18 protein-coding genes and 1 tRNA gene (1 of these 19 cut by a window edge) are annotated in these 19,015 nt (G+C 54.6%); 7 read left to right on the plus strand and 12 right to left on the minus strand.

All coding sequences use genetic code 11. The features are described 5' to 3' along the window. A protein-coding gene (locus GC56T2_RS14310; RefSeq protein ID WP_144976082.1) for a DMT family transporter crosses the window boundary here: on the minus strand, window positions 1-300 show its beginning. It extends 609 nt beyond the left edge of the window; the window shows 300 of its 909 coding nt (coding positions 1-300); the start codon lies at window positions 298-300; the stop codon falls past the left edge of the window. Between the two features lie 58 nt (window positions 301-358). On the opposite strand from GC56T2_RS14310, the gene GC56T2_RS14315 reads away from it, so the two are divergent. The 3 genes from GC56T2_RS14315 (at window position 359) to GC56T2_RS14325 (ending at window position 2,535) form a co-directional block, all read left to right on the plus strand. After that, the gene (locus GC56T2_RS14315) at window positions 359-1,036 is read left to right on the plus strand and encodes an MgtC/SapB family protein (protein ID WP_144976084.1); all 678 of its coding nucleotides are present in this window, start codon (window positions 359-361) and stop codon (window positions 1,034-1,036) included. A gap of 94 nt (window positions 1,037-1,130) precedes the next feature. Beyond that, window positions 1,131-1,203, plus strand: a tRNA-Ala gene (locus tag GC56T2_RS14320). Window positions 1,204-1,623: 420 nt separating this feature from the next. Then, complete coding sequence (locus tag GC56T2_RS14325; RefSeq protein WP_255516101.1) at window positions 1,624-2,535, plus strand: thermonuclease family protein; 912 nt, start codon at window positions 1,624-1,626, stop codon at window positions 2,533-2,535. A gap of 242 nt (window positions 2,536-2,777) precedes the next feature. Here GC56T2_RS14325 and GC56T2_RS14330 read toward each other — a convergent pair whose 3' ends face one another. Next, window positions 2,778-3,032 carry a hypothetical protein gene (locus GC56T2_RS14330; protein WP_144976086.1) on the minus strand — a complete coding sequence of 85 codons (255 nt, stop codon included), beginning with the start codon at window positions 3,030-3,032 and terminating at the stop codon, window positions 2,778-2,780. A gap of 56 nt (window positions 3,033-3,088) precedes the next feature. Then, a complete protein-coding gene (locus GC56T2_RS14335) occupies window positions 3,089-3,589 on the minus strand; it encodes a GNAT family N-acetyltransferase (RefSeq protein ID WP_144976088.1) in 501 nt (166 codons plus the stop codon). Window positions 3,590-3,688: 99 nt separating this feature from the next. Between GC56T2_RS14335 and GC56T2_RS14340 the strand changes: the two genes are divergently transcribed. Beyond that, entirely contained in the window at window positions 3,689-4,450 is a 762-nt protein-coding gene (locus tag GC56T2_RS14340) for an MFS transporter (protein ID WP_144976090.1), read from the plus strand. 410 nt (window positions 4,451-4,860) lie between these two features. On the opposite strand, the gene GC56T2_RS14345 is transcribed toward GC56T2_RS14340, so the two are convergent. Beyond that, window positions 4,861-8,082 carry an efflux RND transporter permease subunit gene (locus GC56T2_RS14345; RefSeq protein ID WP_144976093.1) on the minus strand — a complete coding sequence of 1,074 codons (3,222 nt, stop codon included), beginning with the start codon at window positions 8,080-8,082 and terminating at the stop codon, window positions 4,861-4,863. A 641-nt stretch (window positions 8,083-8,723) separates the two neighbouring features. Further along, window positions 8,724-8,921 carry an H-type small acid-soluble spore protein gene (locus GC56T2_RS14350; RefSeq protein ID WP_144976095.1) on the minus strand — a complete coding sequence of 66 codons (198 nt, stop codon included), beginning with the start codon at window positions 8,919-8,921 and terminating at the stop codon, window positions 8,724-8,726. 113 nt (window positions 8,922-9,034) lie between these two features. Between GC56T2_RS14350 and GC56T2_RS14355 the strand changes: the two genes are divergently transcribed. Then, window positions 9,035-10,030: a potassium channel family protein gene (locus tag GC56T2_RS14355; RefSeq protein WP_144977375.1), complete on the plus strand. Its 996-nt coding sequence runs from the start codon at window positions 9,035-9,037 to the stop codon at window positions 10,028-10,030. Here GC56T2_RS14355 and GC56T2_RS14360 read toward each other — a convergent pair. The 3 genes from GC56T2_RS14360 to GC56T2_RS14370 form a co-directional block, all read right to left on the minus strand. Next, on the minus strand, window positions 10,027-10,431 hold the full coding sequence (locus GC56T2_RS14360; RefSeq protein ID WP_033019146.1) for a YugN-like family protein: 405 nt from the start codon (window positions 10,429-10,431) through the stop codon (window positions 10,027-10,029). The two genes, GC56T2_RS14355 and GC56T2_RS14360, sit on opposite strands and share 4 nt — an antisense overlap. 319 nt (window positions 10,432-10,750) lie before the next feature. Continuing rightward, window positions 10,751-12,121, minus strand: coding sequence for a glucose-6-phosphate isomerase (locus GC56T2_RS14365; protein WP_144976097.1), 1,371 nt, complete (start codon window positions 12,119-12,121; stop codon window positions 10,751-10,753). A 274-nt stretch (window positions 12,122-12,395) separates the two neighbouring features. Beyond that, entirely contained in the window at window positions 12,396-13,559 is a 1,164-nt protein-coding gene (locus GC56T2_RS14370) for an iron-containing alcohol dehydrogenase (protein WP_144976099.1), read from the minus strand. A 157-nt stretch (window positions 13,560-13,716) separates the two neighbouring features. Here GC56T2_RS14370 and GC56T2_RS14375 point away from each other — a divergent pair, with 157 nt between their 5' ends. After that, window positions 13,717-13,950: a DUF378 domain-containing protein gene (locus tag GC56T2_RS14375; protein WP_144976101.1), complete on the plus strand. Its 234-nt coding sequence runs from the start codon at window positions 13,717-13,719 to the stop codon at window positions 13,948-13,950. A gap of 163 nt (window positions 13,951-14,113) precedes the next feature. Here GC56T2_RS14375 and yugI read toward each other — a convergent pair whose 3' ends face one another. From yugI to GC56T2_RS14395, 4 genes are all read right to left on the minus strand, one after another. Beyond that, window positions 14,114-14,479, minus strand: coding sequence for a S1 domain-containing post-transcriptional regulator GSP13 (yugI, locus tag GC56T2_RS14380; RefSeq protein WP_033018717.1), 366 nt, complete (start codon window positions 14,477-14,479; stop codon window positions 14,114-14,116). Window positions 14,480-15,146: 667 nt separating this feature from the next. Then, on the minus strand, window positions 15,147-16,319 hold the full coding sequence (locus GC56T2_RS14385) for an aminotransferase (RefSeq protein WP_033018718.1): 1,173 nt from the start codon (window positions 16,317-16,319) through the stop codon (window positions 15,147-15,149). Next, the gene (locus GC56T2_RS14390; RefSeq protein ID WP_033843172.1) at window positions 16,316-16,816 is read right to left on the minus strand and encodes an Lrp/AsnC family transcriptional regulator; all 501 of its coding nucleotides are present in this window, start codon (window positions 16,814-16,816) and stop codon (window positions 16,316-16,318) included. The genes GC56T2_RS14385 and GC56T2_RS14390 overlap by 4 nt, the downstream gene beginning before the upstream one ends. A 415-nt stretch (window positions 16,817-17,231) precedes the next feature. Next, window positions 17,232-17,498: a DUF1871 family protein gene (locus GC56T2_RS14395; RefSeq protein WP_144976103.1), complete on the minus strand. Its 267-nt coding sequence runs from the start codon at window positions 17,496-17,498 to the stop codon at window positions 17,232-17,234. Between the two features lie 83 nt (window positions 17,499-17,581). Here GC56T2_RS14395 and GC56T2_RS14400 point away from each other — a divergent pair, with 83 nt between their 5' ends. Next, window positions 17,582-18,742, plus strand: a complete 1,161-nt coding sequence (locus tag GC56T2_RS14400) for a MalY/PatB family protein (RefSeq protein WP_144976105.1) — start codon at window positions 17,582-17,584, stop codon at window positions 18,740-18,742. Window positions 18,743-19,015: the final 273 nt, after the last annotated feature.

Below are 19,015 nucleotides of genomic sequence, written 5' to 3' on the forward strand. Positions count from 1 at the left end.
GAGCACGACTGAGCTGGCAACAGATGTATAGTCAAGCGATTCAAACCAAAGAATAAAATGAAATGCCAACAGCACGCCCGAACAAACCGAAAACAGCCCATCACGCCGGGAGATGTGCTTGAGTTCGGTGATGCGGTGAAAAAAGAACGGTGTCATGATGATGACAGCGAAAAACAGCCGATAAAAGGCGATGACCGCGGACGGCGCCTGCGACCACTTGACAAACACAGCCGACGTTGAGACGGCGAGCGCTCCAACCAACAAGGCCGCATAGGCTTGGGTATGGCTTGGCGGTTTCACGATTCCATCTCCTTGCCAACCATTTTCCTACATTATATCATGAACGGGGGGAGAACGAATGATGTTTGATCCATTCCTTAAATTAGGGATTTCGGCCATTCTTGGCATGATCATCGGACTGGAACGGGAGTTGAAGCGAAAACCAGTCGGTTTGAAAACGTGTTTGGTCATTTCGATTTCAAGCTGCCTATTGACGATCGTTTCGATCGAGTCAGCATACGTCTTTCCGTCAAATGACCATATTACAATGGATCCGCTTCGCTTGGCCGCACAAATCGTATCAGGCGTCGGTTTTTTAGGAGCGGGCGTTATTTTACGCCGCGGCAACGACAGCATTACTGGGCTGACAACAGCCGCCATTATCTGGGGGGCGGCAGGAATTGGCGTGGCAGTCGGCGCCGGTTTCTATTGGGAATCGGCCTTTGGTGTCGCTCTGCTCATTGTTAGCGTTGAACTGATTCCATTTTTAATTAACTTTTTCGGACCGAAGCAGCTGCGTGAAAAAGAAGTAATGCTGCAAATCACCGTTGCCGATGAAAAAAACATTGCCAAAGTGATCGAACATTTAAAGCAACAAGAAATCAATATTAAAACGATGCGCATCAAAGACGTCGAGGAGAATGAACATTTGTTGAAGCTGCGTGCTGTCATCGATCAAAAACGGTCAACCGCTGAACTGTATTACGCCATTCGCTCCATCGAAGACATTGTCCACGTCGATATCGAAAGCGGTTGATAAAAGTCGATATCGAAAGCGGTTGATAAAAAAGATTGCAAACCACCATTCATCTGGATATAATAGAGCATGGACAATTCATCCATGTTCGTTTGGGGCATTAGCTCAGTTGGGAGAGCGTCGTGCTGGCAGCGCGAAGGTCACCGGTTCGAGCCCGGTATGCTCCATCAAAAAAACCCTTGCGTAGCAAGGGTTTTTTCCGTTTTGAGGCGGTTGTTGACGAATGGTCGATGAACTCCATCAACAATTGCCCTATATCGTCCTATTTTATTCGGAAAGCAATATGGTAAAATCCTTGTAACAATAGTTTTTTTGGTGAACCCCCGTCGGCAAGCGGTCATTTTTACCCCCGGGTGGAGGGCAAAATGTTGTCCATAGAACTTTTCCGTATTTGACGATTTTGCCTTCCACCGCGCACGCTGAACCGTCGCGAAGGTCACATGCTCCATTCAGAAAAACCCTTGTTTGGCAAGGTGGATTTCACGCTGAACATCGCAGAAACGACTGGAAACTGCGTTCAAAGCGCAAGATCGTCATGTGCTTTCATGGCGCCCGAGCTGGAATGTTGCCGAAACGGAGGGAGAGCGTTGAAGCAAATCGCTATTCTGTTGCTTTGCCTGATGATAGTATGGCCGGACTCCGTGTCCGCCCATCCGGGCTCATTGGACGAACTAGGCGGGCATTTCCGCAACAGCGATTGCACATACGTGCTGCATGAACCAACGGCATTAGCCAAACAGGCGAAAACAAAAGTGGAGTTGGTCAAGCTCATTCAAACCTATAACAGCAACGAGCGATGCAAACGGAAGCTCACCCCGGAACGCATCGACTTAGACGGACACGCGCTCGGCGGGAAGGATAACGCTGTTTCGCTGCGGCTCGGCCGCACATACAAAGCAACATTAACTCAATGCATCGACGGGGACACCGCCAAGTTTCGTGTCAACGGCCGCGTATACACGACACGCTTTTTGTTCATCGACACACCGGAAAGCACGATTGAAATCGAGCCGTACGGCAAAGAGGCGAGCCGGTTTACGTGTTCCCGCCTGCAAAAAGGGAAGGTGGTGCTTGAAACGGACGGAAATACGCTGTTTGACCGATATCATCGTCTGCTAGCCTGGGTATGGGTTGACGGCCGCCTGCTGCAAGAAGATCTCGCCAAGGCCGGACTCGTTGAAGATTTCTATGACTATGGCCGCTACAAATATGAATCGCGCGTCCGCAAGGCGCTTGAAGAAGCCAAACGGAACGGCATCGGCATGTACGGGGAACGGTCTGTCGCGAAACATGAACAGGCTCGTTCGAAAACAAAACGGGAAGGGGCGACGAACACTGCTCCGCAAACCGAAAGCGAGACGGAGCCAACCGACCGTGCGCCTAGCCGCAAACAAGAAACGGCCGCTTTCGAGCGATCCGGCCTTCCGCTTCTTTATCCATTGCTTGGCGCGGCAGCAGCCGTAGCGGTGTATTGGCTCGTCCGCCAGCTGAGGAGATGACAAAGAGAGGGTGTCCCAAAAGGATCGGGATCCCCTCTTTTACGTGCTGGCTTTGTGCCGATCTTGAAGGCAGACAACCTTTTGGGTCGGCCTTTTTGGCTGGAAAACGAATCTCCCTGATGTTCGTGAAAACCCGGCGCTGGAGGGCGATGATATTCATCCCCCAATGAGTTTCCACCGTTTTACAAAAACGCTCCTTTCACCCAAATGCCTTTTCTCCCGTCGCCACAAAGCCAAGTCAATCATTGCCTCGGAAGCAACGCTTCAATGCCGGCAGCATCTTCATGCACCGCCCGTCCTTGTGTCCCTTCGAGCCGGCGAAAGCCGTATGGCTCCAAGCGCGCAATCTGTTCATCGGTCAGTTCGCTGTAGGCAATGACCGACGGTGTGCCGGATGACTTGTAAATCAAATTGCCGCTCACCGGGCATTGAAACGCATCGGCGACAAATCCTTCTCCGTCTTGAATCGTAAACAGTCGAATGGGCATCACGTTCATGTCATTCCCTCTTTCTTTGCATCGTCATGTTTATCACTGCCCTGTCTATATTGATTCTATACAAGCCGCTTGCCGACGATGACCAAATCACGTTCGATGCCGTCAAGCTCAGCAACGCGCGGAAAATAGCCCCATCGTTCAAACCCGAAGCGGGAAAAAAGCCGCAAGCTTGGCTCATTATGGGCAAAAATAAAGCCGAGCAGCGTCTTCATCCCAAGCGCCGGCGCCTTGTCGACCGCTTGCTTGAGCAGCTTCGTTCCCAACCCTTGGCCGCGGTGCGATTCGGCAATATAAATGCTCACCTCGGCCGTATGGCGGTACGCCGGCCGGCCGTAAAACGATTGGAAACTGAGCCAGGCGCAAATCTCACCGCCATCTTCCACCACCCAGAGCGGCCGATGGTGAGGATCATGCGCTTCAAACCACGCTTTCCGGCTTTCCACCGACACCGGCTCCAAATCCGCCGTCACCATCCGGCTTGGGATCGTTTCGTTATAAATGCGGACAATGTGCGGCAAATCCGCCGCCGTTGCATCACGAATCAACCATCGTTCCATCCTGCATCCCTACCTTTTTTCCATAAGCATTTCGTTTCCAAAAGCGGAAACAGCGGGAGTATAATCGTAACGATGCACAGGGAAAGAAAGGAGAAAACCATGAAACGCCAGTTCGTTGTATATGTTGTGTCGCTCGCCGCGTTTCTCGGCCCGTTCACCCAAACGATTTACACTCCTATTTTACCAGAAGTGAGGGCCGCGTTCGCGCCTTCCTCTTTTTTGATCAACTTGACGATTGCGATTTTCACCTTTTTCCTTGCGATGATGCAAATCGTCTACGGACCGCTCACCGACCGAAAAGGGCGGCGCACCGTGCTGCTCGGATTTATGCAATATTATTCGCTTTACAACTTTCTTGTGTTTTTGCCCGGCATTTTGACCGACCGTTACGGATTATCGGCGCAAGAAAAAGGAACGGTGTATTTGGCCATGTCGTCGATGATTGTGATCGGCAGTTTTCTTGGCGGGCGGCTTCAAGGGCGCTTTCCGGAGCGGCGCATCATCTTGACGACGACGTATTTGACGACAGCGTCCATTTTTTTCTTCCTGCTCACCGCCTGGCAGTCGCTTGAACTGCTCGTTGTTGCCATCGCCATGTTCGGCTTATTTTTGGGCCTTTCGCTTCCGGTGCAAACCACTGTGTTAACGAACGTCTTTCAGGCGAACCGCTCGACGGCGATCGGCGTGTACAACTTTTTCCGCTATATGGGCATGGCGTTCGGACCGATGATCGGCAGCGCGCTGTTGGCCGCTGGTGGGGACCGCCTCGTCTACGCGGTCGATGACGTCCTCTTTTTCGCCTGCGCCCTCTTCCTGACGGCGCGCATCGCCCGTGCCGCCAAGCGTCACTCCTCAGCCTAGCCGCCGTGAGGATTTCCGACCCCGGCAAAAGCGGCCCGTTTTTAGTTTCGTCGGAAAGCCAAGCGCCATGGCGAAGGGCCCGTCCATTCCATTTCTCTAGCCAACCTTGCCCGTTTCTGGCGACAAAGTCGACAGGCAACGAAAGACTCGCCAACCGAGCCTCCTTGCCAAGACGAACCCTCACAAAAACGAAAACGGCGTGAATGTGGCCAAGCCAGACTCACGCCGTTCTTGTTTTCGCCCACGAGCCGATGTGGCGTGGCGAACCCCCCATTCTCCTATCCAACCAACACAAGCCACCCAAAGAAGCCGATGACGTCAGCGCAAGGAAGCGAAGCGGCGGCCGATGGATGAAAGACTTCCTCCACCTGCCGCGTCATCCGTCCCCAGACGGCCGACTCCCCGCTTCCTTACGCCCTTTTTTTCCGCCATTTCATCAACGTCTCATAAACGATCGGGACGATAATTAACGTCAGCAACGTTGAGCTCGTCAACCCGCCGATGACGGTCACTCCGAGCCCTTTCGAAATCAATGCGCCACCTTCCATTCCTACTGCGAGCGGAAGCAAAGCGCCGATTGTGGCAATCGCCGTCATGAAAATCGGGCGCACCCGCGTCCCAGCCGCTTCCAACAGTGCTTCGCGTGTCGACAGTCCTTCGCGTTCTTTATGAATGACACGGTCAATCAAAACGATAGCATTCGTAACCACGATGCCAATCAACATCAACATGCCGATCATCGCCGATACGCTGATCGTTTCACCGGAAACAAACAAGGCGAGCAAGGCCCCGATTACAGTAAATGGAAGCGAGAACAAAATCGCAAACGGCGCCAATCCGCCGCCAAATGTCACAACCAATACAAAATAAACGATCGCTACAGCAGCGAGCATCGCCCACCCAAGCTGGGTAAACGATTCTTGAATGTCTTCAGTCACACCTCCCATCTGAATATCGACTCCCGACGGCAAGTCGAGTCGCTTGAGTTCTTTCTGTACGGCCGCTGACACCGCTGCAACATCCTTTGTTTTTACTTCCGCCGACACGCTCGCGTGCACTCGGCCGTCATTCCGTTCAATTTCGCTGTACGTATACCCTTTTTTCACCGTCACGAGATCTTTGATCGGCACTTCAATACCAAGCGGCGATGCGATCGTGTTCTCCAGCAAATCGGCAATATCCGCGTACCGCTTGTTTTCATCGGCAAGGTAGACGCTGAGGTCTTCACCATCTTGCTTGACCGTCGCAATCGCTTGGCGTCCACCTTTTTCGGACAAAGCGGCAGCCACTTGTGCCGCCGTCAGCCCTAGTTCGCTCAGTTTGTTCTGGTTGGCGGCAAGCGTATACTCTTCAAAGCGGGCAGCCATGCTCGTTTTCACGTTCACCAGCTCCTCATGGCCGCGCAACAGATCGGCCGCTTGGCGAACAATCGGTTCAATTTCTTCCATGCTGCTTCCATACACGTTTAGCTCGAGAACGTTTGTTGTCCCTGAACTCGAGGCGTCTTGACTTTGCCATTCTCCTCTGTCTTTGCGCTCATCAAGCGCCTTCATCACCCGTTCTTTCTCTTCGGCAAACCGTTTCACATCGGGGTCATACTCGACGTAAAACAACGCCGCGTGATCTTGCCCTGGATTCATCGGATTGCCCCCGCCGACAGAAAGCTGAATGTTTTTGACCCCTTGGCGCTGTTCAAAAAACGATTCTACCTCTTTAGCGATGCGCTCCACTTCATCGACCGTTTGTCCTGGGGCGGGGCTGTACGTGACGACAATCATCTTTTGCTCGTCAGACGGCAAGAAGCTGACGCCGACACGCGGAACAAGGAATAAACTAGAAATCAACAGCAACACCGCCGTGCCGCTGACAATGAACTTATGATCGAGCGACCAGCGAAGCACCCGTTTGTACCAGAACGCTAACGTCTGTTTCCGCTCCCGCACACGAACGTCCTTCGCAGCAACTCCCTTGCTAAACAGCGAGTGGGCGAGCGCCGGAACAACGGTGACGGCGACAAGCAGCGAAGAAAGCAAGGCGAACACAATCGTCAGGGCAAACGGCAAAAACAATTCACCAACCATTCCTTTGACCAATCCGAGCGGCAAAAAGACAGCAACCGTCACAATCGTCGATGACACGATCGGGATAAACATTTCTTTCGTGGCCGAAGCGATCAATTCTTTCCCGCTAAGCGATTCGCCGGGCAGCGTCATGCGCCGGTAGATGTTTTCCACCACGACGATCGAATCATCGATCACGCGGCCGATCGCCACCGTCATGGCGCCGAGCGTCATCAGATTGAGAGTAATATCCATCTCCCGCAGCAACAAAATCGCCATCAGCAACGACAGCGGAATCGATACGACCGAAATCAATGTCGTGCGAATGTTGCGCAAAAACAGGAAGATGACAACGACCGCAAACAGCGCGCCAAACACCGCTTTGTCCACCATCGTGTTCACCGAATCTTCAATCGGCTTGCCTTGGTCAAACACCGTGATGATGCGCAAGCCGTCAAAGCGTTTCTCAAGATCTTTGCTCTTTTCCTTGACAGCGTTGACGACCGTCACCGTATTGGCGTCTTGCGCCTTGACCACTTGCACGCCGATCGATGGCTTGCCGTTCGTCCGCGAAATCGATTCGGCTTTGGCAACGACTTTCACTTCAGCCAATTCGCTCAGCGGAACGGAAGGAACAGCCACAGATCGCCCCGCTTGACCAGCCGCGCTGTTTTCCGCCCCTCGCGCATCCCGCCCTTGGGGACCGGAACCGGCACCCGGCGCTGGAGCCGCAGCTCCTTGGCCCCCGGCTTGCCCGTCGACCGCGCTTCCTTGCCCGCGCCCCTCGACTTCGGCGCCAGCCACCGGCGACGGTGCTGCCTCAGCCCCTGAAACGATCGGAATGCGGAGCGCTTTTAAGTCGTCGATCGTTGCGATGCGACCGTCAATGACGACCGATTTTTCCGTGTCGCCAAACGTGTACAAGCCGAGTGGAAGCGAAACAGCCGAGGCTTGAATGACATTGATGACCGATTGTTCAGTCAGCCCATACCGCTTTAACTTCTGTTCATCAAAACGAATGTTCACTTCTTGCATTTGTTGGCCGGCGACCTCCACCGAATCAACGCCGTCGATGCCCTCTAACTCGGGGACGATCTCACGCTCGACGATCTTCGTCAGTTCGGCCAGCGAGCGTTGGCGGTCGGTAATGCTCAACGAGATAACAGGAAACGCCGAAAAGCTGATCCGCGACACGTCTGGCTCTTGCACCCCGTCAGGCAGCTGTAAATGACTGAGCGCCTCTTTCACTTCATTTTGCGCCGTTCCCATATCCTTGCCAAAATCATATTCAATTTGCACAAATGACGCGTTCTGAAAAGAAGAGGAGCGGACCGCCGTGACGCCGTCCAAATGTTCCACCTGCCGCTCAATCGGCTGCGTCACCTTCTTATCCACTTCCTCCGGTGTCGCTCCCGGATACACTGTCGAGACGGAAATGAAGGGCACGTTGATGTTCGGGATCGTCTCAAGCTTCATACCTACTCCCGAATACAGCCCAGCCACCGCGACAATAAGTGTCAAAATCCAAACCGCGAGCTTGTTGTTAAGCGAAAATTGAATGATGCTCCTCACCCGTTTCTCCTCCTCACGTCCATCCTCATCGCTTCACACCTCTTGACTATATGGTCACAAATTATATACTAATTGACCAATTAGTCATTTGTCAAAATACGAATCCCCTTCCTTGAAAACGGAAAAACACCGTTTCATTCCCACTCGCTGACAAACGATCCTCTTTGCATTCCAGCTTATCACACCTCCTCCTACTTTTGTCATGTACCAACGCCCGATTTCCATTACGGTTTAAGCTGCCGTTAGGATTCAACCGTTCGAGAATCGAGGAAACGTTCCATAGGCAAGCGATCCGATCTCCACCCAGGAATGAAAATCCGCGCCAGTTCGGCATTTTCACGGAAAGTTCCATGGACAGCGATCTCCCCTCCACCTAGGCATAAAAATCCGCCTCAGGCCGGCATTTTCACAGAAAGTTCCATGGGCAGCGCGGCCTGCCCTCGACCCGTGGATAAAAATTACGCGCTAGTGCGGCAATTTTCACAGAAAACACAAAAATCCACCCTCTTGCCATGCGAGGGTGGATTCGAGACGGAAAACCGCTGTTACGCTCCGCGTTGTTTCGATGAGAAGGAAAACGAAGTCATCGCGGCGGCGCCCCGAAAAGAAAGCCGCCGCGCCGGCGCTTGCCGTCCATTTGCTCAGTCGACTGCTGCTTCCTTTTCTTCCAGCTCAGCCGCTGGCACATCCCGGCGTTCATGAAGGCGACCGTCTCGCAAATGAACGGTCACCATCTGCGTTTCCTCGTTATACCCGTCAATCCAGACCGACACCCCGTTGTAGTAAACGGGAATATCCGCCGGTGATGAAACGATTTGTTTCACACGGTTCATGTCCATAACCGATGGTCCCCTTTCCATGGATCGTTCGTTTCCTAGTATGGGAAGAAACAGGAATGATTATGCCAAAACCGTCCACACTAAAGAAGAAATCGCTGAAGCGAGGGATGAACATGAGGGTAAGGAGTTGGCTTGTTTCCTATTGGCGAATGTCAACCGCCCTTCGGCTGCTAGTCACGGCCAGCGCCACGATCATCGTGTTTGGAGCGTTCATGCCTCTCATTGAACCGCAAACGTTCCGCACGATGTTTGACGGTGTATGGTGGGCGATCGTGACAGCAGCGACGATCGGCTATGGCGATATCGTTCCGGAAACCGTTGCCGGGAAACTGGCGGCCATCGTGCTGATTGCTGTCGGTACCGGCATTATCGGCGCCTATTTCGCCTCGGTGTCGGCTGCCGCCGCCACGCGGGAAACGGCACACACGAACGGACAGCTAGCGTACAAAGAACACGGGCATATCATTATAGTCGGCTGGAACGAACGGGCCCGAGAAATGCTGCTGCGTTTGGCCGAACAAGACCCGCCATCGCGCGTGGTCCTCATCGATGCCACGGTGCCGTCCCATCCGCTTCCGCACATTCCCGTCCACTTCATTAAAGGGGCGGCGCACGACGATGCTGTCCTTGAAAAAGCGAACCTCGGCCATGCCCGCTTTGTGCTGATTACCGCCGATCCGCATAAAGCGGAAGAGGAAGCCGACCGAGATACGATCGTTGCATTGCTGGCCGCCAAGAGCCTCAATCCGTCCGTGTATGCCATCGTGGAAATCTTGACCGCTCGCCATGTCCCGAACGCGTTTCGCGCCGGAGCGGATGAAGTGATCCAAACTAACTTATTGGCGAGCGCCGCCATGACCGCCAGCCTCTACTCGCCCGGAGCGGCCAGCGCGCTCGAACGGATGTTGGGCCGCTTCGGTGAACAAACACTGCGCCTTCTCCCTCCAACCGAGCAGCAAATCGGCCAGCCGTTCGCCGCTGTCCAACAGCAGCTGCTCGCCCAACACATCGCGCTGCTTGGCGTCGTTTGCGGGGATAGCGGAAGCCTATCCATCCGGCCGCAGCGCCTGATTGAAAAAGACGACCGCCTGTTCGTTCTCGTTTCTTAATCGAGCAGGCGGCGCTCCAACTCTTGAACGAGCGCTTTGCCGACAGAAATCAACGGCTCTGGAACGGTCGCATCCGGGTCTTGCGGTTCAGCAAACTGGTCGAACGACGCCGTAAGGTTGCCCACATCCGCAAAATCATCGATGCCGCGCTGATATTTATGGGCAAGCAAAAACGGACGCCCGAGCTCGACCGTTGTGCCATGCGAATCGAGCTGCCCATCGACTGCTTGAAACGGCACACGCAAAAATTGGTAGCCTAAATGGTCAGCGATTTTATAGTCAAAATAGCCGTGGTCATACTCCCAACCGCCGCCGATCTCATAGCCGAGCGGCTTGAGTGTTTGCTCGAGCTGATGCAACGAAAACTGTTTTCCTTCCAGCCTCGACGGAATTTCAATCATCCACAATCCCCTCCTTTCCTTTTATCGTTTCCCGTTTGGAAACAATTATTTGCCTGATCTGGCCGTTGCCTTTTGGCGAAAAATGGACAGATTTTCTCAACCTAACGGGAGGCGAAACAACAATGGATGATCCGCCGCGTGACCATGCAGGCTACTTGTTCCGGCCGCAAAGCTGTAACAACAACGGACCTAGCAAGCTGCAGTCCTCTTCCTTCAACAGATCGCCGTCGGCGCGGCAGAAGAGCGAAAAACAACTAACGCCCCTTCCCCCTAGTGAAAGGAGAAGAGGCGTTGTTCGGGTCGCACTCACCCGTTCGAATCAGCCGTGCAAACCTTGAGGCTCGTTCAACCGTTTTTCCAACTCTTCCTTCAGCTGCTCATAGCCTGGCTTGCCCAAAAGGGCGAACATGTTCTTTTTGTACGCTTCGACACCCGGCTGGTCAAACGGGTTGACGCCAAGCAAATAGCCGCTCATGGCGCATGCTTTTTCAAAGAAGTAGACGAGGTAGCCAAACGTGTATTCATCGAGCTTCGGCAAGGTGATGACCAAGTTCGGCACACCGCCGTCCGTATGGGCGAGCAATGTCCCTTCGAACGCTTTCGTGTTCACGAAATCAACCGTTTTTCCGGCCAAATAGTTCAGCCCGTCGAGGTCGTTTTCTTCGGCCTCAATGATCAGCTCATGGCGCGGCTCCTCGAGTTTCAACACCGTTTCAAACAAGTCGCGCCGACCTTCTTGAATGTATTGGCCAAGCGAATGCAAATCGGTCGAGAAATCGGCGGAAGCTGGATAAATGCCTTTTTGGTCTTTCCCTTCGCTTTCGCCAAACAGCTGCTTCCACCATTCGGCGAAATAGTGCAACGCCGGTTCATAGTTGACGAGCAGCTCGATCGTTTTCCCTTTGTTGTACAAAATGTTGCGGATAGCCGCGTATTGGTAAGCGGCGTTTTCCTCAAGCTCCGAGGAGCTGAAATCGTCGCGCGCTTTGGCCGCGCCTTCCATCATGGCGTCGATGTCCGCACCGCTTGCGGCAATCGGCAGCAACCCAACCGCCGTCAACACGGAATAGCGGCCGCCGATGTCATCCGGAATGACAAACGTTTCATATCCTTCCTCATCGGCCAGCGTCCGCAGCGCCCCGCGTTTGCTGTCGGTCGTGGCGTAAATGCGGCGGCGCGCTTCCTCTTTGCCGTATTTGTCCTCAAGCAGCTTGCGGAAAATACGGAAGGCGATCGCCGGCTCCGTCGTCGTCCCCGATTTGGAAATGACGTTGATTGAGAAATCTTTCCCGTCGAGAAAATCGATGACGTCTTTCATATACGTCGAGCTGATGTTGTTGCCGACAAAAATGATTTGCGGCGTTTGCCGCTTCTCTTTCGGCAAAGCGTTGTAAAACGAATGATGCAGCATCTCGATCGCGGCGCGCGCGCCAAGGTACGAGCCGCCGATGCCGATGACAAGCAGGACATCGGAGTCCGATTGAATGGTTTTCGCCGCTTGTTTGATGCGGGCGAATTCGTCTTTGTCATAGTCGACCGGCCAGTCGAGCCACCCTAAAAAGTCGCTGCCGACGCCGGTTTTTTCATGGAGCGAATGGTGCGCGACTTTCACGGCATCGCGCAAGTAAGTCAGTTCGTGTTCGCCAAAAAAGGCAAGCGCTTTGGAATAATCAAACCGAATATGGGTCATCCATTCCCGCCTCCCCTTCAATGTTCATTGCCTTCTTTCACTTTAGCCGAACGGACAAGGGAAATCAAGCGGCGCTCCTCCTTGGAAACGGATTCAGCTTTGACAATTTTCGCCGCACCGGTGTCCTTCAGGCGCGCAAACTCCTACACCTCCATCCATCCCACGATGGGGCGCCCGAGCAGCCGGCTCGGCCCATGTGAAAAACGCCGGCTCGAGACGGGTGCCACCGCCAAGCCGGCGCCTTGATCCATCAACCTACGACCGCGGCGCCCCGTTACAGGGAGGCGCGCAAAATCGCGAGCACATCATCGCGGTTCAACGTTTTGAAACGGCCGAATTCGCCAAACGCCATCGCTTTATCGGCCATGAGCTCCACATTCTCATCACCGATGCCGTAATCCGCCAAACGCGACGGCGCCCCAAGGCTCGACCAGAACGCGCGCAGCCGCTCGATGCCTTCAAGCGCCACATCGCGTTCCGTTTTGCCGGCCGGATCGACATCAAAGACGCGCACCGCGAGCTGGGCAAAACGGCTGACGTTTTCATCGAGCACATGCTTCATCCAATTCGGGAACAAAATCGCCAAGCCCCCAGCATGCGGAATGTCATACACCGCCGAAACCGCGTGTTCAATGTTATGCGTCGCCCAGTCGCCGCGCACGCCCATTTGCAAGAAGCCGTTTAAGGCGATCGTGCCCGCGTACATGATCGTTTCACGCAGCTCGTAGTTTTCCAAATCGTCGATCAGCTTCGGCGCCGTTTCGATCACGGTTTTCAACACCGCTTCGCACATCCGGTCTTGAAGCGGCGTGTTTGACGTATGGTGGAAATATTGCTCAAACACATGGGACATCATATCGACAATGCCGTAAACCGTATGGTCTTTCGGAACGGTCATCGTATATGTCGGATCCAAAATGGAAAATTGCGGGAACGTAAACGGGCTGCCCCAGCCGTATTTTTCTTTCGTCTCCCAGTTCGTGATCACTGAGCCGGAATTCATCTCCGACCCGGTCGCCGCCAGCGTAAGCACGGTGCCAAACGGCAGGGCGCCGGTGACCGCCGCTTTTTTCGTGATAAAGTCCCACGGATCGCCAGCAAACTTCGCGCCGGCGGCAATCGCTTTTGTGCAATCGATGACGCTGCCGCCGCCAACGGCGAGCAAAAACTCAATCCCTTCTCGGCGGCAAATGTCCACCCCTTTTCTGACGGTCGAGACGCGCGGGTTTGGCTCCACCCCCGGCAGTTCGACGACGTCAGCGCCAATCTCTCCCAACATCTTCATGACTTCCTCATACAATCCGTTTCGTTTGATGCTGCCGCCGCCATAGACAAGCAATACTTTTCGGCCATAGCGCGGCACCTCTTCTTTGAGTCGTTCGAGTTGCCCTTTTCCGAAAATGAGTTTCGTCGGATTGCGAAAGATAAAATTTTGCATATGTATCGTCCTCCTTTTGCCTCCATTATGGTGGCATCTCTCATCCTTTGTAAAGCTATTTGCCTACGCAGGCTGCCTTGCATATTTTTCGCCGCTTCGATTCATGCTATTAGTGAATGGATGGAATCCAATACGTTTCCAAAGGAGGCAGACAAACATGGGAGCTTTGCAGCGCATTGCGCTATTGTTGACGATTATTGGCGCGATTAACTGGGGACTAATCGGTTTTTTCCAATTTGACCTCGTCGCCGCGATTTTCGGCGGCCAGAACTCGGTTTGGTCGCGCATCATCTACAGTCTGGTCGGCATCGCCGGACTGATCAATTTGGCGCTGCTATTTAAGCCAGCCGAAGAGCTCGGGCGCACCGAACCAAAAGTGACGCGCACATAAAAAACCGTTGGGGACGCTCACCGCTTGGCGGTGGGTGTCTTTTTCTCTTGGCCGCCCCACGCGCAAGCGCCGCGCCTGTTCAACCGAGCAAGGCGCGCAGCTTGGCGAGGCAAGCCTCCCTTTGACCGCGGGAGAACGCGCGGCCGAAACGGCGGCACCCTCTTTACGGTTTCGGCCCTTCTTCTCGTTTGGACTGTTCAATCCACTCGCGCAGCTTTTCCTTCAACGGGCGAAACCCCGAACCGAGCGGCATTTTGATGCGCACATGGCGCTTTGTCTTCTCTCGATTCGGTTCGAGCGCCTTTAACGACAGGCTCGCCCGTCCCGTCTTCCCATCGACATCGAGCACTTTGACGGTCACTTCATCACCAACACTGACATAATCGCGCACATCTTTGACAAATTGATGCGAAATCTCCGAAATATGGATCAGCCCTTGCGTGCCGCCCTCGAGCTGGACGAACGCGCCGTACGGCTGAATGCCCGTCACCTTCCCTTTCACGATCGCTCCTCGTTTTATCGTTGACAAGCGAAACACTCCTATTGGTTAAATGTCATCGTTTCTGTATTATAACATAACCAAACTGCCAAACCCAACCGAGACGGGGCGAAACTAACGCGACCAAAGGGACGACCGAAGACTGCCGACCTTCGGAAGCAAACAAAGGGGCAAAAAACGGAAGACAGCGCCAGAAAAAAAGAAGCTTGCCGAAGGGCAGACCTCCTCTCCCGAATCGGGCTGACCCAAAAGGCTGTCTGCCTTGGAGATAAGCACAACCTATCGTTCCGCAGAAGCGGTCAGCACGTCTATACAGCAACGGAAGAGGGGGACTGACCCAAAAAGCAATCTCCCCCTCAAAAAAGACAAAATATTCGTGTGACAGAGAACCAGCTAGGTACGTATATCGCGATGAGACAAGGTGTCTCGATCCTTTTAGCCCGACTCCCACAGTTTAGACTGTTGAGACGGCCAAGCCGCATTCCCCTCGAAACAGGGATGGAAGAAAAAATGGCGTTGCCAACCGCAGTTCTCAAGTTGAAACATCTTGCGGGCCCATCACCCAATCCTGTTCTCGCCAATGGAACCACTTTGACCAAACGCTCTTTCTCTTCTCCGCCAGCTCGATCGACTTCGCTAGTGTCCTCGTTTTTCACCCGTTTTCCACACCTCGAATGAACGGATGGCGCAGCGCCAACTACAAGCGGGCCAAAAACCGTTTCATTCGCTTTAACGCTTCCTGCAGCTGCTCCAGCGATGAAGCGTATGAACAGCGAATATAGCCTTCCCCGCTTTGGCCAAAGACGTTGCCTGGGACGACCGCAACTTTTTCTTCCAACAACAACCGCTCAGCGAATTGTTCGGATGTCAACCCGGTCGGCTGAATGGACGGAAACGCATAAAACGCTCCGCCCGGCAAGTGACACGGCAGCCCCATTTCATTGAGCGAGGCGACGAAATAATTGCGGCGGCGGCGATAGCTATTCCGCATCTCGGCTACGTCCCGCTCCCCGCTGCGAAGCGCCTCCAGCGCCCCATATTGCGCCATTGTTGGCGCACACATCATCGCATACTGGTGAATTTTCAACATCGCTTGCAGGAGCTCTTCCGGCGCGGCGGCGAACCCAAGCCGCCAACCGGTCATCGCGAATCCTTTCGAAAAGCCGGAGACTAGAATCGTCCGCTCACGCATGCCCGCGACGGCCGCCATGCTCGTATACTCCCCTTCGTATGTCAGCTCGGCATAAATTTCATCGGCGATGACCAACAAGTCATGCGCTTGTGCGAGGCGAGCCAAGCCATCAAGCTCGGCGCGGCTGAGCACCGTCCCGGTCGGATTGTTCGGCGAGCAAACGATGACGGCCTTCGTCCGGGCGGTGACTGCTTGCTCCAGCTGCGTCAGGTCAAGCCGAAATCGATCGGCGCCGGATGTGCGCACCGCCACCGGCTTGCCGCCAGCTAAAACGACCAGCGGCTCGTAAGCGACAAAACTCGGCTCGATGAGGATGACTTCATCGCCCGGATTCACGATCGCGCGCAGCGCCAAATCGAGCGCTTGACTCGCCCCCACCGTCACGAGCACTTCCGTTTCCGGACGATACTCAACCCGAAACTTGCGGCGCAAATAGGCGGCGATCTCTTGACGCAGTTCGGGCAAGCCAGCGTTCGCTGTATAGGACGTATAGCCTTGCTCGAGCGCCAAAATGCTCGCTTCCCGGATGCTCCAGGACGTGACAAAGTCCGGCTCGCCGACGCCGAGGGAAATGACGCCCTCGAGGCTCGAAGCGAGGTCGAAAAAGCGGCGGATGCCGGACGGCTTCAACTGGGCGACCGTCTCCGACACATACGTTTTTCGTGTTTGCGGCTTCATGGCGACACCACGATGCGGCGATCTTGGTCTCCTTGATCAAAGACAATGCCATCGTGCTTATATTTTTTCAAAATGAAATGGGTGGTCGTCGAAATGACGGAATCAAGCGTTGACAGCTTCTCGGACACAAAATGGGCGACTTCCGCCATCGACCGCCCTTCAATGACCACGGACAAATCGTAAGCGCCCGACATCAAATATACCGATTTCACTTCCGGAAACCGGTAAATGCGCTCCGCCACTTCATCAAAACCGACGCCACGCTTCGGGGTTACTTTCACATCGATCATCGCGGTCACCCCTTCATGACCGTCGGCCTTCCGCCAGTCGACAAGCGCCGTATATTGAACGATCACTTTCGCTTCTTCCAGCTTTTTGACGAGCCTTTCCGTCTCCTCAACCGGCAACTCGACCATTTTGGCCAACACTTCCATCGGCGTGCGGGCGTCTTTTTCTAATATTTTGACAATTTCTAGCTCTTTGTCACTCAATGTCATGTCCAATCCCTCCGTCGCAAACGTTTCTCATCATCGACCATCCGCCCCGCTTGGTGCAGGCCCGCCCTAGGAGACCAGTGATTTAAAGGGGCAAGCCGCTGATCAAACCCGTTTCTCAAATAGATAAGCCTTGTCGCATCAGGAGCGCCTTTCAAACGTTCCCCCATTGCCGAAGAGAAACAACCGTTTTTCACCAGCCTCCTAGAAGGCCGGTGACAAACCGCTGCCGCACACCAATGGGGGCATTTTCATTCAAAAAAGAAAGCTGATTCTGCAAAGTTTCTCTCATTGAGAAATGGGTGGGATCAGCAGCGTTTTACACGAAATCACCGGACTCCTAGGCAACGAGGGGACGCACGTGAAACTGTCCCACCACTGAGGGGGCGAATGGCTCCGTCCCATCGGCAGCGGTCCGTCACACCGTCGGCGAACAAGACGCTGCCCGTTTCAACTCGAGCAACCGCCATGCCAGCTGCAAACAATCATAAAAAGGAATGGTGTGGTCGAAAGCGAATTCATATATCGACTGGATGCGGGCCGCGAGCAGGCGAGCGTCATCCGTGTTATATACGGCTTGAAGCACATCCGCCGCTTCCACCTCGTACGCATCGCTTCCGCAGCCAAACGGATCCCAAGCGCCAACCGCCTCAAGAAGCCGCTGATTGAGCAGTGGTCCGTCCATGCGCCGCCATCCACCTTCTTTCTGGAAATATGATATAACTCATTATAAGCCATTCATCGAAAAAAAAGAAGGGAGACGATGTCATGTTTTCATTTGATCAAGTCGTAGACCGTCGGGGGACGCAATCGTTGAAATGGGATGACGCGAAGCGGGTGTTCGGCCATGACGAAGTATGGCCGATGTGGGTCGCTGATATGGATTTTCCAGCCCCGCAAGCGGTGCAAGACGCGCTGCGGGCGCGCATCGAACACGGAATTTTCGGTTACACGATCGTCCCGGACTCGCTGCGGGAGGCGGTGTGCGAGTGGCTTGAAGGCCGCCACGGCTGGCGCATCGATCCGGAGTGGCTCACGTTTGCCGCCGGCGTCGTGCCGGCGGTCGCCGCCGCCATTGAAGCCTTTTCCGAGCCCGGGGATGGCATTATCGTCTTCTCCCCCGTCTACCGGCCGCTGTTCGATCTCGTCCGCCGTCACGGCCGCACGCTGCTCTTCAGTCCGCTCCGTCTGACGGAAGAGCATTACGTCATCGACTGGAACGACTTGGAAGAGAAGCTACCGAAAGCAAAACTGCTCATCCTTTGCCACCCGCACAACCCGGGCGGCAAATCGTGGACTGGCGAAGAACTCAAGCAGCTCGGGGAGCTGTGCTTGCGGCATGGCGTCTTCGTCCTTTCCGACGAAATTCACGCCGATTTGACGTTTCCGCCGCACCGGCATGTGCCGTTTGCTTCCCTCTCCCCCGAGTTGGCCGCGTGGAGCGCCACGTTCCGCGCGCCGACGAAAACGTTCAATCTTGCCGGCTTGCAGGCGGCCGAGGCGATCATTCCCGATGAGACGCGGCGCCGGGCGTTCCGCCGCGTTCAACAGCGGCACGGTTTTTTTACGCTGAACACGTTCGCCGTGGTTGGCGCAGAGGCGGCCTACCGCCATGGCGGACCATGGCTCGATGAGCTGCTTCAGTATGTGCAGGCCAACATCGACGCCACCGCAGCCTATTTGGCCGCCGAGCTGCCAACGGTGCGCCCAATCCGCCCCGAAGCGACGTATCTTGTCTGGATCGATGTCCGCCGCCTCGGCCTGTCCGAAACGGAACTGAAGCGGCGGCTCTTGGAGAAAGGACAAATCGCCGTCGAGTTCGGCCGCAAATTCGGCCCGGAAGGAGACGGCTTCATCCGCTTGAACGTCGCCTGCCCACGGCCAACGCTCAACGAAGGGCTGCGGCGGTTGGCGGCTGCGCTCCGCTAACGCCGGCTGGCGTCTGTCTGGGTAAGCCGCTCCCTCCGCGGACGTTTTGTTCACCAAAGGGAGCCAACAGGCCGGCTGCCTGTGACACATAAAGCGAAACGTCAGCGGTATATTCATAACGGGGAGCGGCTCGAACAGATCGCCAACCGTCAACAAACGCAATCGATCCCGCGCCAGAAGCAGTCAGCACGTATATAGCAACGAAAAAAGGGCTGAACCAAAAGGCGATCTCCCCCTCAAGAAAGACATAGCATATCGTGTGGAAGGGAAGCG

Origin of the sequence: Geobacillus sp. C56-T2 (assembly GCF_007829715.1) — a bacterium.
Classification (GTDB): Bacteria; Bacillota; Bacilli; order Bacillales; family Anoxybacillaceae; genus Geobacillus; species Geobacillus icigianus.

Bases quoted from the DNA above. Each gene is read 5' to 3' on its own strand.
- GC56T2_RS14355 (WP_144977375.1), top strand. From the start codon at position 9,035: ATGAGGGTAAGGAGTTGGCTTGTTTCCTATTGGCGAATGTCAACCGCC.
- GC56T2_RS14330 (WP_144976086.1), bottom strand. From the start codon at position 3,032: ATGAACGTGATGCCCATTCGACTGTTTACGATTCAAGACGGAGAAGGA.
- GC56T2_RS14315 (WP_144976084.1), top strand. From the start codon at position 359: ATGATGTTTGATCCATTCCTTAAATTAGGGATTTCGGCCATTCTTGGC.
- GC56T2_RS14390 (WP_033843172.1), bottom strand. From the start codon at position 16,816: ATGACATTGAGTGACAAAGAGCTAGAAATTGTCAAAATATTAGAAAAA.
- GC56T2_RS14365 (WP_144976097.1), bottom strand. From the start codon at position 12,121: ATGACCCATATTCGGTTTGATTATTCCAAAGCGCTTGCCTTTTTTGGC.
- GC56T2_RS14375 (WP_144976101.1), top strand. From the start codon at position 13,717: ATGGGAGCTTTGCAGCGCATTGCGCTATTGTTGACGATTATTGGCGCG.
- GC56T2_RS14350 (WP_144976095.1), bottom strand. From the start codon at position 8,921: ATGGACATGAACCGTGTGAAACAAATCGTTTCATCACCGGCGGATATT.
- GC56T2_RS14335 (WP_144976088.1), bottom strand. From the start codon at position 3,589: ATGGAACGATGGTTGATTCGTGATGCAACGGCGGCGGATTTGCCGCAC.
- GC56T2_RS14400 (WP_144976105.1), top strand. From the start codon at position 17,582: ATGTTTTCATTTGATCAAGTCGTAGACCGTCGGGGGACGCAATCGTTG.
- GC56T2_RS14395 (WP_144976103.1), bottom strand. From the start codon at position 17,498: ATGGACGGACCACTGCTCAATCAGCGGCTTCTTGAGGCGGTTGGCGCT.
- GC56T2_RS14360 (WP_033019146.1), bottom strand. From the start codon at position 10,431: ATGATTGAAATTCCGTCGAGGCTGGAAGGAAAACAGTTTTCGTTGCAT.
- GC56T2_RS14385 (WP_033018718.1), bottom strand. From the start codon at position 16,319: ATGAAGCCGCAAACACGAAAAACGTATGTGTCGGAGACGGTCGCCCAG.
- GC56T2_RS14370 (WP_144976099.1), bottom strand. From the start codon at position 13,559: ATGCAAAATTTTATCTTTCGCAATCCGACGAAACTCATTTTCGGAAAA.
- GC56T2_RS14340 (WP_144976090.1), top strand. From the start codon at position 3,689: ATGAAACGCCAGTTCGTTGTATATGTTGTGTCGCTCGCCGCGTTTCTC.